12 protein-coding genes are annotated in these 16,282 nt (G+C 44.0%); 9 read left to right on the top strand and 3 right to left on the bottom strand.

The features are described from left to right. Positions 1 to 8 precede the first annotated feature (8 nt). The 5 genes from kdpB to BEGALDRAFT_RS05005 all read left to right on the top strand — a co-directional run bounded on the left by kdpB (position 9) and on the right by BEGALDRAFT_RS05005 (position 7,347). Positions 9 to 2,087 carry a potassium-transporting ATPase subunit KdpB gene (kdpB, locus tag BEGALDRAFT_RS05025; protein WP_002684308.1) on the top strand — a complete coding sequence of 693 codons (2,079 nt, stop codon included), beginning with the start codon at positions 9 to 11 and terminating at the stop codon, positions 2,085 to 2,087. 13 nt (positions 2,088 to 2,100) lie between these two features. Continuing rightward, positions 2,101 to 2,688, top strand: a complete 588-nt coding sequence (kdpC, locus tag BEGALDRAFT_RS05020; protein WP_002684307.1) for a potassium-transporting ATPase subunit KdpC — start codon at positions 2,101 to 2,103, stop codon at positions 2,686 to 2,688. A 98-nt stretch (positions 2,689 to 2,786) separates the two neighbouring features. Beyond that, on the top strand, positions 2,787 to 5,519 hold the full coding sequence (locus BEGALDRAFT_RS05015; RefSeq protein ID WP_002684306.1) for an ATP-binding protein: 2,733 nt from the start codon (positions 2,787 to 2,789) through the stop codon (positions 5,517 to 5,519). Continuing rightward, on the top strand, positions 5,494 to 6,171 hold the full coding sequence (gene kdpE, locus BEGALDRAFT_RS05010) for a two-component system response regulator KdpE (protein ID WP_002684300.1): 678 nt from the start codon (positions 5,494 to 5,496) through the stop codon (positions 6,169 to 6,171). The genes BEGALDRAFT_RS05015 and kdpE overlap by 26 nt, the downstream gene beginning before the upstream one ends. Before the next feature lie 237 nt (positions 6,172 to 6,408). Then, entirely contained in the window at positions 6,409 to 7,347 is a 939-nt protein-coding gene (locus BEGALDRAFT_RS05005; protein ID WP_002684298.1) for a nucleoside recognition domain-containing protein, read from the top strand. A 354-nt stretch (positions 7,348 to 7,701) separates the two neighbouring features. Here the strand turns inward: BEGALDRAFT_RS05005 and acnB are convergent, their stop codons facing one another. The 3 genes from acnB to BEGALDRAFT_RS04990 form a co-directional block, all read right to left on the bottom strand. Further along, entirely contained in the window at positions 7,702 to 10,278 is a 2,577-nt protein-coding gene (gene acnB, locus BEGALDRAFT_RS05000; protein ID WP_002684296.1) for a bifunctional aconitate hydratase 2/2-methylisocitrate dehydratase, read from the bottom strand. Positions 10,279 to 10,593: 315 nt separating this feature from the next. Next, on the bottom strand, positions 10,594 to 11,052 hold the full coding sequence (locus tag BEGALDRAFT_RS04995; RefSeq protein WP_002684293.1) for an NfeD family protein: 459 nt from the start codon (positions 11,050 to 11,052) through the stop codon (positions 10,594 to 10,596). Positions 11,053 to 11,065: 13 nt separating this feature from the next. Continuing rightward, positions 11,066 to 12,031, bottom strand: coding sequence for an SPFH domain-containing protein (locus tag BEGALDRAFT_RS04990; protein WP_002684291.1), 966 nt, complete (start codon positions 12,029 to 12,031; stop codon positions 11,066 to 11,068). 189 nt (positions 12,032 to 12,220) lie between these two features. Between BEGALDRAFT_RS04990 and BEGALDRAFT_RS04985 the strand changes: the two genes are divergently transcribed. From BEGALDRAFT_RS04985 to ispH, 4 genes are all read left to right on the top strand, one after another. Then, positions 12,221 to 12,997, top strand: a complete 777-nt coding sequence (locus BEGALDRAFT_RS04985) for an ATP-binding protein (RefSeq protein WP_050978469.1) — start codon at positions 12,221 to 12,223, stop codon at positions 12,995 to 12,997. Between the two features lie 92 nt (positions 12,998 to 13,089). Then, complete coding sequence (serB, locus tag BEGALDRAFT_RS04980) at positions 13,090 to 13,710, top strand: phosphoserine phosphatase SerB (RefSeq protein WP_002684287.1); 621 nt, start codon at positions 13,090 to 13,092, stop codon at positions 13,708 to 13,710. Between the two features lie 110 nt (positions 13,711 to 13,820). Beyond that, entirely contained in the window at positions 13,821 to 14,969 is a 1,149-nt protein-coding gene (locus tag BEGALDRAFT_RS04975; protein ID WP_002684286.1) for an MORN repeat-containing protein, read from the top strand. Next, the gene (gene ispH / locus BEGALDRAFT_RS04970) at positions 14,969 to 15,937 is read left to right on the top strand and encodes a 4-hydroxy-3-methylbut-2-enyl diphosphate reductase (RefSeq protein WP_002684283.1); all 969 of its coding nucleotides are present in this window, start codon (positions 14,969 to 14,971) and stop codon (positions 15,935 to 15,937) included. The genes BEGALDRAFT_RS04975 and ispH overlap by 1 nt, the downstream gene beginning before the upstream one ends. Positions 15,938 to 16,282 lie beyond the last annotated feature (345 nt).

Here is a 16,282-nt window from a genome sequence, read left to right as displayed (position 1 = left end):
GCAAAACCATGAGTCATTTTGTGAATTATTCGTCATGGGCATTATTACACACGGCTTTCTGGGATAGCGTACAAAAGTTATCGCCTCGAGTGCAAATTCGTAATCCTGTGATGTTTGTTTTATATGTGTGTTGTTGCTTGATTAGTGTGTTGTGGTTACAGGCTTTCTTGAGCAATGCGAGTAATAGCGGATTTATTGGGTCTATCGCTGTTTGGTTATGGTTTACCTTGTTATTTGCCAATTTTGCCGAAGCCTTAGCCGAAGGAAGAAGTAAGGTGCAAGCCGTCGCATTGCGGGGATTAAAGCAGACCGTAATGGCGAAAAAATTGGCAAATCCTGCGCAACATCATCAATGGACTGTTGTACAAGGGCAGATGTTGCAAAAAGGCGACGTGGTTCTTGTTGAATCTGGGGATATTATCCCTGTGGATGGAGAAGCGATTGAGGGTGTTGCCTCGGTTGATGAGTCGGCAATTACAGGAGAATCCGCGCCTGTTATTCGTGAAGCGGGTGGAGATTTTTCTGCGGTTACGGGAGGCACGCGGGTTTTATCTGATTGGTTAGTGATTCGTGTCGCGGTGAATGCGGGCGAAGCTTTTTTAGATCGCATGATTGCCATGGTAGAAGGGGCAAAACGGCAAAAAACCCCGAATGAAATCGCGTTGACGATTTTATTAATTGCCTTGACCTTGGTTTTTTTAGGCGTGACAGTCAGCTTGTTACCCTTTTCAGCCTTTAGCGTTACTGCAAATCAATCTGGGCAAATTGTTGAATTATCAATTTTAATTGCTTTATTAATTTGTCTCATTCCAACCACAATAGGCGGTTTACTATCGGCTATTGGTGTCGCGGGCATGAGTCGGATGATGCAAGCTAATGTTATTGCAAACTCAGGGCGAGCGGTGGAAGCAGCGGGTGATGTAGATGTTTTGCTATTGGATAAAACAGGCACGATTACGTTAGGCAATCGTCAAGCAACGACATTTATTCCCGCAAAAAATGTGACTGAACAACAATTAGCCGATGCTGCCCAACTGGCTTCTTTAGCCGATGAAACCCCCGAAGGGCGTAGCATTGTGATTTTAGCCAAGCAACGTTTTAATTTGCGTCAAAGAGAGATACATGCTTTACAAGCGACTTTTATTCCCTTTACGGCACAAACGCGGATGAGTGGCGTTGATTTAGCGCAGGGAACTGATACGCGGATGATACGCAAAGGGGCGGGCGAGGCGATTGCGCAATGGTTAGGCATGAGTGTTGAGACTTTGCCTAATGATGTCCGTTTGCAAATTGAAATTGTGGCAAAACGAGGAAGTACACCGTTAGTTGTCGCGGATAATCAACAAGTGTTAGGCGTAGTCGAGCTGAAAGATGTGGTGAAAGGCGGGATTAAAGAACGTTTTGCGGCATTACGGCAAATGGGCATTAAAACAGTAATGATTACAGGGGATAATCGTTTAACAGCGGCAGCTATTGCGGCTGAAGCGGGTGTTGATGATTTTCTGGCAGAGGCAACCCCCGAAACCAAATTAAAATTAATTCGTCAGTATCAACAAGCAGGGCATTTAGTAGCAATGACAGGCGATGGCACAAACGACGCGCCTGCACTCGCGCAAGCGGATGTTGCCGTCGTGATGAATACAGGCACTCAAGCAGCGAAAGAAGCGGGCAATATGGTCGATTTAGATTCAAATCCTACTAAATTGATTGAAATTGTTGAAATTGGTAAGCAAATGCTAATGACTCGCGGGGCTTTAACCACTTTTTCCATTGCCAACGATGTTGCCAAATATTTCGCAATTATTCCCGCTGCGTTTGCAAGCACTTATCCCAATTTAATGTATTTAAATGTGATGCGGTTAAGCAGTCCTGAACATGCCATTTTAGCAGCAGTTATTTTTAACGCGCTGATTATTATTACCTTGATTCCCTTAGCCTTACGTGGCATTCATTACCGCGCTTTAAATGCGGGCGCGTTATTACAACGGCATCTTTTACTATACGGTTTAGGCGGAATTATGACACCGTTTGTAGGGATTAAGTTGATTGATATGTTGTTAGCCGCGTTTTTTACGGTACAAGGTTAAATAGGTGAAAAAAATGCAAACTGTTATTCGTCCCGCACTTGTTTTACTCTTTGTTTTTACAATAATAACAGGCTTAATTTATCCTATTAGCCTGACAGGGTTAGGCACGCAATGGTTTCCTGCATCAGTGACAGGCAGTTTACTGTATCGTGACAAGCAGCCCATAGGCTCGACATTGATTGGGCAAGCCTTTCATCGAGCAGATTATTTTTGGGGTCGCCCTTCTGCCACTTTCCCCACGCCTTATAACGCCAGTGCCTCCGCTGCCTCTAATTTCGCACCGAGCAATCCTGCCTTAGTAGAAGCGGTAAAAGCTCGCATTGCAGCCTTAAAAGCGGTTGACCCAAATAATACAATGCCGATACCTATCGATTTAGTCACCGCGTCCGCGAGTGGTTTAGACCCGCATATCAGCCTTGCCGCCGCGCAATATCAACTGTCACGAGTCGCTAAAGCCCGTCAATTACCTGTTGAACAAGTACAAGCCCTGATTGAACGTTATACAGAGTTACCCTTTTTGGGAATTTTGGGTGAAGCGCAAATTAATGTTTTAGCGTTAAATTTAGCGTTAGATGCAGAGAAAAAGCAGCTAATTCAATAGTTTTTTTAATGAGCATCCAAAGGCTTGCCAGTTCTTCGAGGACTGGCAAGTCTAACATAACTTTAGCACTACCCCTGATTTAACAGGCAGTTATTCCCATGTCACCCACGCCAATAGAACAACGTCCTGACCCTGATATTTTACTCGCGCAAATTCAACAGGCTGAACAGAAAAATGTACGTGGTAAACTTCGCATTTATTTTGGCTCATCGGCTGGGGTCGGTAAAACTTTTGCGATGTTAGAAGCCGCACACAAAGCACAACAGGCAGGGCGAGCATTGCTTGTCGGTTGGATTGAAACACATGGACGGCGAGAAACAGAGGCATTAGTCCAGCAATTACCTGTTTTAGACAGAAAAATATGCAGTTATCACAATAAACAGATAGCCGTTTTTGATTTAGATGAAGCCTTAGCCCGTAAACCCGCTTTACTTTTGGTGGATGAATTGGCAGCGACTAATATTGGCGGGGCGCGTCATCCGAAACGCTGGCAGGATGTTGAGGAATTACTGGCAAATGGGATTGATATCTGGACGACGTTAAATGTTCAACATTTAGAAAGCCTTAACGATGTTGTGAGTGGAATTACAGGGATTCAAGTACAAGAAACTGTACCCGATACGGTTTTTTATCAAGCGGATGAGGTTGTTTTAGTTGATGTGCCTGTTGAGGAGTTATTAAACCGCTTACAAGCGGGCAAAGTCTATTTACCACAGCAAGCCCAGCGGGCTGTGAAGCATTTTTTTCGTAAAGGGAATTTAATCGCCTTGCGTGAATTGGCATTGCGTCGCACGGCTGACCGTATTGAAAAAGATGTACAACATTACAAGCAAAATGAAGCAATTCATGCTGTCTGGAAAACAGAAGGCGCGATTTTAACTTGTATTAACGACAATTTACCCCTTGCAGAACAAGTTATTCGCCGTACAGCCCGCTTGGCAACACAGATGAGTATTAACTGGCATGTGTTATATGTAGAAACGCCAGTTTTACAACGATTGCCAACCGTAAAACGTGAGCGCATTTTAACTGCGTTAAAACTGGCTGAAGCCTTAGGCGCGACAACCAGTATTTTAACCAGCGAAAACGTGGCGCAACAAATTGTTGAATATGCCCATCAACATAATTTAGCAACCATTGTAATGGGACACCTGCCTAAAACATTGCAACGCTTTTGGCAGCCTTCTTTGTCCGCGCAAATCACGCAGTTATCGCCCGATTTGGATTTATTACATGTTGGTTTTGCAACAACAACGATTCGCGCTGTACCAGAATCTCCGCATTCAGTCCATGCTTCAGCAACGCTAACAAGACAGGTAAAGGTAGAAAAAATACCCGTGTTGTTAGCGATACTTATCTCATTACTCACGACAGCTATCACGGTTAATTTACTTAACTTTTTTCATTTAGATGCCGTTAATTTAGTCATGTTGCATTTACTCGCGGTTGTCTTGGTTGCAACTAAATTAGGACGTATTCCCGCCATTATTGCCACACTATGCAATGTTGCCGCGTTTGATTTTTTCCTTGTATCGCCACGCTTTTCTTTTGCGGTGAGCGATGTGCAATTTCTCCTTACTTTTGTCGTTATGCTCTTAGTTGGGCTTATCATCAGTGAACTAACGGCTGGTTTACGCTTTCAAGCCCGTATTGCTGCCCACCGCGAAAAACGGGCTTATATTCTCTTCGAACTCGCTCGCGATTTATCAGGCGCACTTAAAACTGAGCAAATCATTGACATCAGTCTTGCTATTCTTAAAAAAACCTTTGGCGGACAAGTCGTGTTATTACTCCCCGACCCCAATGAAACACTTATCTTGCCGAATGAAGCCACTGAAATACAGGGCTTAGATATTGGAATCGCTCAATGGGCATTTAAACACAATCAAACGGCTGGTTTTGCAACGAATACCCTTCCTGCTAATCCTTTCCGCTATTTACCCCTGCGTGCCCCCGTGCGCATTCGTGGCATTCTCGCCATTCAACCCGCTCAAGCGCATTGGTTGCTGATTCCCGAACAATTACGCCAATTAGAAACCTGTGCTAGCGTGATTGCTATCGCTTTAGAACGTGTACATTTTCTTGAAGTTGCTCAAGATATGCTCGTGCATATTGAATCTGAACGCTTACGCAATTCTTTACTATCCGCCCTTTCACACGATTTACGCACGCCATTAACGGCTTTATTGGGGTTAGCAGAATCTCTCACCCGTCACCCTGAACATTTGACAAACACCCAACAAGAATTAGTCGCTGCCATTCATCAAACCAGTTTGCGCATGACGAATATGGTTAATAATTTACTCGACATGGCGCGGATAGAAGCGGGCAGAATTACTTTACAAAGAGAACCTCAAGTATTAGAAGAAATTATCGGTAGTGCTATTCGGGCGGTGCGGGTTTTACTCAACAAACGGCGCATTTGTATCAGTCTTCCATCTGATTTACCACTACTAACTTGTGATGCTGTACTGATTGAGCGTGTTTTTATCAACTTGCTAGAAAATGCCGCGAAATACACCCCCGAAACCGCACAAATCGACATCACTGCCCAAGCAAATTACCATCAAATGCAGATAGAAATAGCCGACAATGGGACAGGATTGCCCACTGAACACAGTGAAACCTTATTCGAAAAATTTACCCGTGGCTTTAATGAATCTGCGACAAGTGGCATTGGTTTAGGCTTAAGTATCTGTCGCGCTATTATTAATGCACATCATGGCACGATTACCGCGCACAATCGCCAACCCCATGGCGCGGTGTTTTGTATCACGTTACCGCTTACCCCGTTGGATATGCCCCATGAACCTGACGATTTTATTGATTGAAGACGAGCCACAAATTCGCCATTTTGTACGCCTCGCGCTTCAAGGCGAAGGCTGGCAAGTTCATGAAACGGCTTCCGCTAAACAAGGCTTAATTGAAGCTACAACCCGTCAACCTGACTTAATTATCTTAGATTTAGGCTTACCTGATGGCGACGGAATGGATTTTATTCGCGCTTTTCGCCAATGGTCAGCACAGCCGATTATTGTCTTATCAGCCCGCGTGCATGAACTCGATAAAGTAACGGCATTAGATGCGGGGGCAGATGATTACTTAAGTAAACCTTTTGGTATTGCAGAATTATTAGCCAGAATTCGCGCTAATGCCCGTCGTCAAGGTATTAGCAATAAAGAAACCGTGTTTCAGTTTGGCGATATAAAAGTGGATTTAGCGGCGCGAGTTGTACAAAAACAAGGCGTAGATGTGCATTTAACCCCCATTGAGTACCGTTTATTAAACAGTTTAATCACCCAAGCAGGGCGGGTTTTAACCCATCGCCAATTATTGCGTGAAGTGTGGGGTGGGACACATACGCAAAGTAGTCATTATTTACGGGTGTATATGAGTCATTTACGCCAGAAATTAGAAGATGACCCCGCTCAACCGCGTTTTATTGTGACAGAAACAGGGGTTGGTTATCGCTTGATTATGTAGGCAAACCTGAATGTATAGTAAACACACTATAAAACGATGCGAAGGACTACCAGTCCTAGATTCAAATCACTTTATAGTACGGTTTACTATAGTGCTTTAAAAAATCTTCTATTGGGCTAAAGAGAGAGTAAAATTTAGGAGACTAAATAAGTCAGGTTTTACCTGTTTAAAACCTGACTTATTTAGTACGCCCAAAATAAGATTTTTCATTTTACCGATAACTTGTTGCACAAACTTATGGAAGAAATTGCCGCGTTAATTTTAAAATCGGGTAAAGCTGGCGTAGAGTTAGCGTTATTCGTTTTATTGCCTGTCATGGTCGTGATGTTGACGATTATGCGCTTATTAGAGGCAGAAAACATTTTAGACCGTATTGTCAACTGGATAAGCCCTATTTTGCATCCGCTAGGCATTCCTGGATTAGGGATTTTTGCCTTAATTCAAACTTTATTTGTGAGCTTTGCCGCACCGCTTGCAACGCTCACAATGATGGATAGAAGTGGCACATCGCGCCGTCATATCGCAGCAACGCTTGCAATGGTATTCACGATGGCACAGGCAAACGTCACGTTTCCTATGGCAACATTTGGCTTACACGTCGGCACAACGATTTTAATCTCACTATTAGCGGGATTATTCAGCGCGGCAATGACTTATCATGTATTCGCGCGTCATTTACCCAACGAAATCGAACCGCCAGAACCGAATTTAAACCATCCACAAGCAGCAAATGTTAAAGGCGTTTTACAAGTGATTAATCGCGCAGGGCGCGAAGCCTTTGAAATTGCCGTTGCCTCCATTCCGATGCTGATTCTTGCCTTGTTATTCGTCAATATTTTGCAAACGGTCGGCGTTATGGGCATATTAGAAACCTTATTAGCACCTGTTTTTGCACTGATTAATTATCCCAGTAATTCGGTTTTATTAATCATTACCAAATATATTGCAGGTGGTACAGCGATGATGGGCGTTAGTGTGGACGCACTGCATCAAAATGCGATTACTGTTACAGAATTAAATCGAATGGCAGGCTTATTAATTAGTCCGTTTGATGTGGCGGGTGTGGCTATTTTGATTTCCGCAGGACAGCGGGTTGCTTCAGTATTAAAGCCTGCCGCTTATGGGGCAATTGTGGGAACAGTATTAAAAATGTTGTTGCATGGTCTGTTGTATTAGAAGCTTTTCGTTTTGAAAATCTTGATTCAGCTAAAAAAAGATTGCTAGTTCTAACCTGAGTTCGGCGAGATTTTTTTAAAAAGACAAGTATTTGTCTGAATCAGAATTCACAGAATTTTCAGAATTAACAGAATTTAAACCCCTTAAAACCAAGAAATTAATGCGAATCCTGCTAATTTTGAAAATTCTGTGAATTCTGATTCAGACAAAAAAAGACCTGCTAGGTTTTCAAAACCTAGCAGGTCTCTGTTTTATTTTATAAAACTCGCAAAACTCAGGTTAGTTCTAAAACAAGCGGGCATAAAAAAAGACGGTTTCGCAACCGTCTTTTTTATTTAATCAAATACTAACAGATTAAGCGGCAGCAATAGGAATCACTTTGCCTGCAATCACGTTGTTAGCGGCTGCTTGATATTCCGCAATTTGATGGAAATTCAAGTAACGATAGATATTATCAGCTAAGGGTTTAATCTTATTCGTATAAGTCATGTACTCTTCTACGCTGGGTAATTTTCCTAAGCGTGCTGCAACAGCGGCTAATTCCGCAGAAGCTAAGTACACATTTGCGCCTTTGCCTAAGCGGTCAGGGAAGTTACGAGTAGAGGTAGAAACAACGGTTGTGTTATCACCGACACGGGCTTGATTTCCCATGCACAGAGAGCAACCAGGCATTTCCATCCGCGCACCTGCTTTACCGAAAATGGAATAGTAGCCTTCTTCGGTTAATTGGTGTTGATCCATCCGAGTGGGTGGAGAAATCCATAAGCGGACAGGCACTTGTCCATTGGCTTCTTCAAACACTTTACCCGCTGCACGGTAGTGACCGATATTTGTCATGCAAGAACCGATAAAGACTTCGTCCACTTTTGCACCTGCAACGGCGGATAATACTTTCACGTCGTCGGGGTCATTGGGGCAGGCTAATAAAGGTTCTTTGATGTCGTTTAAGTCGATTTCGATAACGGCAGCATATTCGGCATCAGCATCAGGTTGTAATAAGGTGGGATTGGCTAACCAGCCTTCCATGCTCTTAATACGACGTTCTAAGGTGCGTGGGTCGCCGTAACCATTGGCAATCATCCAACGTAACAGGGTGATGTTAGAGGTCAGATATTCGATAATGGGTTCTTTGTTTAAATGCACTGTACATGCACTGGCAGAACGTTCGGCAGAGGCATCAGCTAATTCAAAAGCTTGTTCAACTTTCAGATTGGGTAAGCCTTCAATTTCTAAGATACGACCAGAGAATATGTTCTTTTTGCCTTGTTTCGCAACGGTTAATAAACCTTTTTGAATCGCGGCGTAAGGAATGGCGTTGACTAAGTCGCGTAAGGTAATGCCTGCTTGCATTTCACCTTTGAAGCGCACTAAAACAGATTCAGGCATTTCTAAAGGCATCACACCCATTGCAGCAGCGAAAGCGACTAAGCCAGAACCTGCGGGGAAGCTGATACCAATGGGGAAACGGGTGTGTGAGTCGCCACCTGTGCCGACGGTGTCAGGCATAACCATGCGGTTTAACCATGAGTGAATGATGCCATCACCAGGACGTAAGGCAACACCGCCACGGGTTTGCATGAAATCTGGCAGTTCGTGTTGTAATTTTACGTCAACGGGTTTGGGATAGGCGGCTGTATGGCAGAAGCTCTGCATGACTAAGTCAGCGGAGAAGCCTAAGCAAGCGAGTTCTTTTAATTCATCACGGGTCATACCGCCAGTGGTGTCTTGAGAACCGACGGTTGTCATTTTGGGTTCGCAGTAAGTACCAGGGCGAACACCAGTCACGCCACAGGCTTGACCAACCATTTTTTGGGCTAAAGAGTAGCCTTTGCCTGTATCTTTAGGAGCAACAGGGCGAATGAATAAGTCAGACGCGCTTAAGCCTAAGGTTTTACGGGCGTTGTCGGTTAAACCACGACCGATAATTAAGGGAATACGACCACCAGCGCGGACTTCATCAGGCATACTGCTAGGACGTAAGTCGAAAGTGCTGACGACTTCGCCTTTTTCGTTGGTAATTTTGCCTTCATAAGGATAGATGGTGATAACGTCGCCATTTTCTAATTTGGTGACATCGCACTCAATGGGTAACGCGCCTGAGTCTTCGGCAGTGTTGAAGAAAATTGGGGCAATTTTGCCACCTAAAATCACGCCGCCTTGACGTTTGTTAGGAACGAAAGGAATATCTTTGCCTAAGTGCCATAACACGGAGTTAATCGCGGATTTACGGGATGAACCTGTACCAACCACGTCGCCCACATAAGCGATGTCATGCCCTTTTTTCTTTAAGTCGGCAATGATATCAAAGGCATCGGGCATTTTGATTTTTAACATTTCGGTGGCGTGTAATGGGATGTCAGGGCGACTCCATGCAGCACCAGCGGGGGATAAGTCATCGGTGTTGGTTTCACCAGGGACTTTGAAAACGGTAACTGTCCAGCTTTTGGGTAATTCGGATTTGACTTTGAACCATTCACCTTCTGCCCAAGCGGTTAAGACTTGTTTAGCGTGGGTGTTGGTTTTGGCTTTTTCTACCACGTCGTGATAGGCATCAAACATTAACAGGGTATGAGATAAGGCTTTAGCGGCGAGAGGAGCTAACGTGGCATCGTCTAATAAGCTGATTAAGGGTTGAACGTTGTAGCCACCTAACATTGTGCCTAATAATTCGGTCGCACGTTCACGGGAAATTAAGGGGCTTTTGGCATTACCTTTGGCAACATCAGCTAAAAAGCCTGCTTTTACGTATGCGGCTTGGTCAACACCAGGGGGAACACGGTTGGTTAATAAATCAACTAAAGTTTCTTCTTCACCTTTAGGGGGATTTTTTAACAGTTCTACCAGTGCCGCTACTTGCTCGGCATTTAGGGGTAAAGGCGGTAAACCTTTGCTGGCACGTTCTGCGACATGTTGTCTGTAGGCTTCTAACACGTTATTTATCCTCACTGCTATCAACAAGTAATGTACGGATTTAGCGACGACGCTAAAACTGTCATATTATACGCTTTATATTGAGTATAAGATATATTTATGTGACATCTTCGTCATGAATCTTTCATGAAAGTTTAATTAACTGAAAAGTATAGTTAAAACTTGTTGTTGGTTTTATTGCATCTGCAACAATCTTTTTAAGTGTAGTCAGTTTTTGGGGATTTTGATGGATTTACTGGATGCGATAACATGAAGGTTGAAACAGATAATATAGTGTTTTTTCCATATTATCTGTTAGTTATCCAGATAACTGCTTTATGATTCGTCAGGTTCAAACGGTTCAACTCTTAATTTAACCCCTTCAATCCCGATGACTTTTACTTTAGTTCCAACAGGGCAGTCCGCCCCTTCAACACGCCAGTAACTATCCCCAATTCGCACTTTTCCAACGCCATCGCTGATGGGTTCTATCACAGAAAAAACACGCCCGACATATTCACTCCCCCGCTGATTTAGCAAGGGCTTATCTGTTTGTGTGGGATATTTCACTAAAAAAGAACGCCCCAGCCAAACGCTTAATATGGATAAAACTGAAAATGCAATCAGTTGTATTTCAATGCCTATATAGGGAATAAATAAGACAACAATCCCCATCATAACAGCCGCTATTGCTGACCAAATAAAGACAGCTGTTGGGGCTAATACTTCTAAAATGCCAAGCACGATGGCAAATATCCACCAATACCAAAATGTGATTTGTAAATTACTCATCATAACGATCAAATGATTAAACAATTGTTCCACTGGGTGGAACGGGTGTTGCCACAGCGGGGGTATGGCGTTTGTCTAACGCCTCTTTTGCTAACTCCCCTAACCCTGCAATAGAGCCTATCACGGACGATGCTTCTAAAGGCATCATAATCACCTTCTGATTATCCGCACTTGCGAGTTGTCCTAATGCTTTGACATATTCCTGCGCAATAAAATAATTCACCGCTTGCACATTTCCTTTAGAAATTGCCTGAGAAAGCATCATGGTTGCCTTAGCTTCCGCTTCCGCTTCCCGTTCGCGGGCTTCTGCATCACGGAAAGCGGCCTCTTTACGCCCTTCTGCGGCGAGAATAATTGCCTGTTTTTCCCCCTCTGCTTTTAAAATTTCGGCTTGTCGTTCCCCTTCCGCCTCTAAAATAGAAGCCCGTTTATCCCGCTCCGCTTTTAACTGACGTGCCATAGAATCAACTAAGTCTTTTGGTGGTGTAATATCCTTAATTTCAATCCGCAGAATTTTAATTCCCCAAGGCGTTGTTGCCTCATCCACAACCCGCAAAAGTTGATGATTAATATCATCCCGTTTAGATAATAAATCATCCAAGTCCATAGACCCCATGACTGTCCGAATATTCGTCATTGTTAGATTAAGAATGGCATCCGTCAAATTTTGCACCTGATAAGCGGCTTCTGGAGCATTGATAATCTGAAAGAAGGCAACACCATCCACCCGTACTGTCGCGTTATCTTTGGTAATAATATCTTGTGATGGTACATCCATCACTTGCTCCATCATGGTCAACTTTTTCGATACTTTATCAAAGAAAGGAATGATAAAATTTAAACCCGGCTCTAACGTTTTTGTATATTTTCCAAACCGTTCAACGGTCCAATTCATGCCCTGAGGCACAGATTTGACCCCCATATAAATTAAAATTGCCGCAAGTCCCACAAATAAAATTGCAAATATCAAAAATTGCTGCACGACAAAATACTCCTAAAAAAAGCGACTATAACAATAGCCAATGTTCACAACGAACCAATAACCCCTATGCAAACCTACTGCGCTCAAAACATAATCCCCATTAAGGCATCATAACCCCGATAAGCTGACACATTACACTCAATGTGCAAATCGACTTTTATTAATTTAATCTTAATCAGTGATGAAAATATGAATCCATTGGTAAAACCCCCTAAATCATTACTCCGCTGTGTTGGGCGAGCAATTGGCGACTACGGCATGATTAAAGCTAACGACAAAGTCCTACTAGGACTCTCAGGGGGAAAAGACTCTCTATCCCTACTACATATCCTAATCCACCTAAAACGCCACGCTCCCATACACTTCGACTTAGGCGTGATTACCGTTGACCCCCTAATATCAGGTTTTGACCCCTCCCCCTTAAAAGACTACTTAGCAAATCTCAATATTCCCTATTTTTACCAACAACAAGCCATTATGGAAGAAGCCCTGCGCCATATCCGTGGCGACTCCTTTTGCGCCTACTGCTCACGCATGAAACGCGGCATCATGTACAGCACCGCCCGCCAAGCAGGCTACAACGTCCTAGCCCTCGCCCAACACTTAGACGACTTAGCAGAAAGTTTTATGATGTCAGCCTTTCACGGCGGACGCTTACAAACCATGAAAGCCCATTACACCAACGATGCAGGCGATATTCGCGTCATTCGCCCCCTGATTTACGTCCGCGAACGCCAAACAGCTGATTTTGCCAAATCCGCCAAACTCCCCATTATCCTCGACAACTGCCCCGCCTGCTTCACCAAACCCACACAACGCTATCATGTAAAACAACTGCTTGCTAACGAAGAGCAAGCCCACAAACACCTATTCAAAAATCTACTGCACGCCATGCGCCCCCTCATGCAAGGACAAGCCACCACTGAATTAAACACCACATCCGACGAAGAAACAGAAACCTGCTAAACCTGTGAAGCATGGCATAATAGATAAAAAATACAGCTCATACTTACCCAACAAAAAACACCAACAACAAAAATCCTAATATAGGAACAATCATGAAATTGTGCGTTTTTGATTTTGATTCAACCCTCATGGACGGGGAAACCATAGACGAAATAGCCGCCGCCTGTGGCAAAAAAAACGAAGTTTCCCACATTACCGAACAAGCCATGCAAGGCAAACTCGACTTTTTTGAAGCACTCACCCAACGGGTTGCCATGCTAGCAGGCACACCCTACACGAAAGTTATCAACGTTTGCCAAAATCTTCCCCTCATGACAGGTGCGATAGAAACCGTACAAGAATTGAAAAAACACGGCTACAAAGTCGTGATACTCTCAGGCGGATTTCACGAAGCAACCACCTATCTAGGGCAAAAACTAGGCGTTGATGGCGAATTTGCCAACTTTCTACACCACAAAGACGGCATATTAACAGGCAAAGTCGGCGGAGAAATGATGCAAAGCACCTCCAAAGGCGACATGCTCGCCCGCCTACAAAAACTCCTCGGTGCAGAAAAAACCAACACCATCGTTGTCGGTGACGGTGCAAACGATGCATCCATGTTTCCCTATGCCGACAAAAAAGTCGCTTTTTGCGCTAAAGCCGTGCTAAAACAACAAGCAAATATTATCATTGACCAAAAAGATTTACGGGAACTCCTCCGCTATCTCTAAAAGGATGACATCCCACGCTTCACCCCTTAGACTTAAATTAACAATGATTTTTCTCAACGTTTTAACCACCGCACACCAACATTAAACACTTAACATTGAGGAGTATCTGCATGAATAAAAAAAGATATTGGGCTTTATGGATGATATTACTCCTCCCACTATCCATGCCACTATATGCCGCCGATGACGAAGACGACGCAGCAGACGACCCCGAAATTGTCAAAAAAGCCGTTATCTGGACAAATGGCGACTACTACGACGGCGAATATGAAGGCGACCAACGCAACGGACGCGGCGTTTACATCTGGAAAAACGGCGACCGCTACGAAGGCGACTTTTACGAAGGTAAACGCGACGGCGAAGGCACTTACACATGGGTAAATGGCGACCGCTACGAAGGCGGTTATGCCGAAGACAAACGCGATGGCGAAGGCACTTACACATGGGCAAACGGCGACCAATTTAAAGGCGAATTCAGCGAAGGCAAACGCAGTGATGGTAAACTCGTAAAAGGCGCTGTCCCCCCTGTTAAAAAACCAGTCGCAGAAGAAAAAGCCCCCCCACCTGTTGCTACAACAACCCCAACGCCAGCCCCTGCTAGCCAAGCAAACACAGAAAAAGACAACCCTGAAATCAAAGATACCCAAAAACAACCCGCAAAAACTCCTGAGCCTGCCAAAACCCCAACAGTTGCCAGCAAACCAACCCCAGCCCCAACCCAAACACCGCCCACAATGTCCGCGATGAATGACGAAAATCATGGCAAATTCATTTGGCCCAATGGCGACAGCTACGAAGGCGAAGTTGTAAAAGGACAACGCACAGGCAAAGGCATCTACACATGGAAAAATGGCGATAGCTACGAAGGAGATTTCATTAAAGGCACTCGCGAAGGCAAAGGCACTTACACATGGAAAAACGGCGACCGCTATGAAGGCGATTTCGTTGCTAACCGCCGTGAAGGCAAAGGCGTTTATCTCTGGACAAATGGCGACCGCTACGAAGGCGACTTTATCGACGGCACACGCCACGGAAAAGGCGTTTTAACATGGTCAGATGGCGACCGCTATGAAGGCGAATTTGCCAAAGGCAAACGCACAGGCAAAGGCATCTACACCACCGCCACAGGCGACCGCTACGAAGGCAACTTTATGGACGGCAAACGTCACGGAAAAGGCAAACTCATCATGGACGGTGTAGAAGAAGAAGTAGAATACAAAAATGGTATTCTGATTGACCATGTAAAGGCTGAAAAATAATGATGAATGTCACGCTTGCCCAACCAAGAGGCTTCTGCGCGGGCGTTGTTCGTGCCGTAGAAATAGTTGAACAAGCCCTGATGGTTTACCCGCACCCTGTCTATGTTCTGCACGAAATTGTCCACAACCGTTACGTCGTGGACGATTTACGGCAAAAGGGAGCGGTTTTTGTCGAAAGTCTGGACGATGTACCCCTTGGCGCGGTGTGCATTTTCAGTGCACATGGCGTTGCACGTGCGGTTGTGAACAAAGCAGAAAATCGTCAACTAGAAATCATTGATGCAACCTGTCCTTTAGTCACCAAAGTACACCAACAAGCCCAACGCTATGCCCAACAAGGCTATGAAATTATTATTATTGGTCATGCAGGACACCCCGAAGTAGAAGGCACACGCGGACGCATCGACGGCATCGTACACATTTTATCAACCGTTCCAGAAGCACAAGCCCTACAAGTCAATGACCCTTGCAAACTCGCTTATGTGACACAAACCACCCTCAGTGTTGACGATACCAAAGACGTGATTGCCTTTTTAAATCAACGTTTCCCCAACATCCAAGGGCCACAACTCAGCGATATTTGTTACGCGACACAAAACCGCCAAAATGCAGTTCGTGAATTAGCCAAACAAGTTGATTTACTACTCGTTGTTGGCGCAAGTAACAGTTCTAACTCCAACCGTTTACGCGAAGCAGGAGAACAAGCGGGCATTACTTCCTATCTGATTCAAGATGCAAATGATTTAAAGCCCGAATGGTTTCAACAACAACCGAAAATTGGTGTAACTGCTGGCGCGTCTGCACCTGAAATCCTGATTCAGGGCGTTTTAAAACGCTTAGAAACTTTTGGTGTTAAAACGGTTAATGTCATGAACGGAGAAATAGAAAATACCACGTTTAAACTGCCTTTAACCCTGCTGGAAAAAATTAAGCAGAAACAGGGAGACGTGGCGTTATCAGTGAAATAAAATGATTTTACTTCTCATCAAGAAAAGCTAAAAAAACCTGCTAGGTTTTTAAAACCTAGCAGGTCTTTTTTTGTCTGAATCAGAATTCACAGAATTTTCAGAATTAGCAGAATTAAAAAACGTGATTCGCGTTAATTTCTTGGTTTAAGGGGTTTAAATTCTGTTAATTCTGAAAATTCTGATTCAGACAATCCCTTGTCTTTTTAAAGGAATCTCGCCGAACTCGGGCTATTAAAAAGACAACAGCTTGTCTGAATCAGAATTCACAGAATTTTCAGAATTAGTAGAATTAAAAAGCATGATTCACCTTATATTTTTGGTTTAAGGGTTTTAAATTCTGTTAAT

This window comes from Beggiatoa alba B18LD, assembly GCF_000245015.1.
Classification (GTDB): Bacteria; Pseudomonadota; Gammaproteobacteria; order Beggiatoales; family Beggiatoaceae; genus Beggiatoa; species Beggiatoa alba.
Note: the sequence above shows the minus strand (reverse complement) of the source record. Positions and strands in the feature narration are given on the sequence as shown.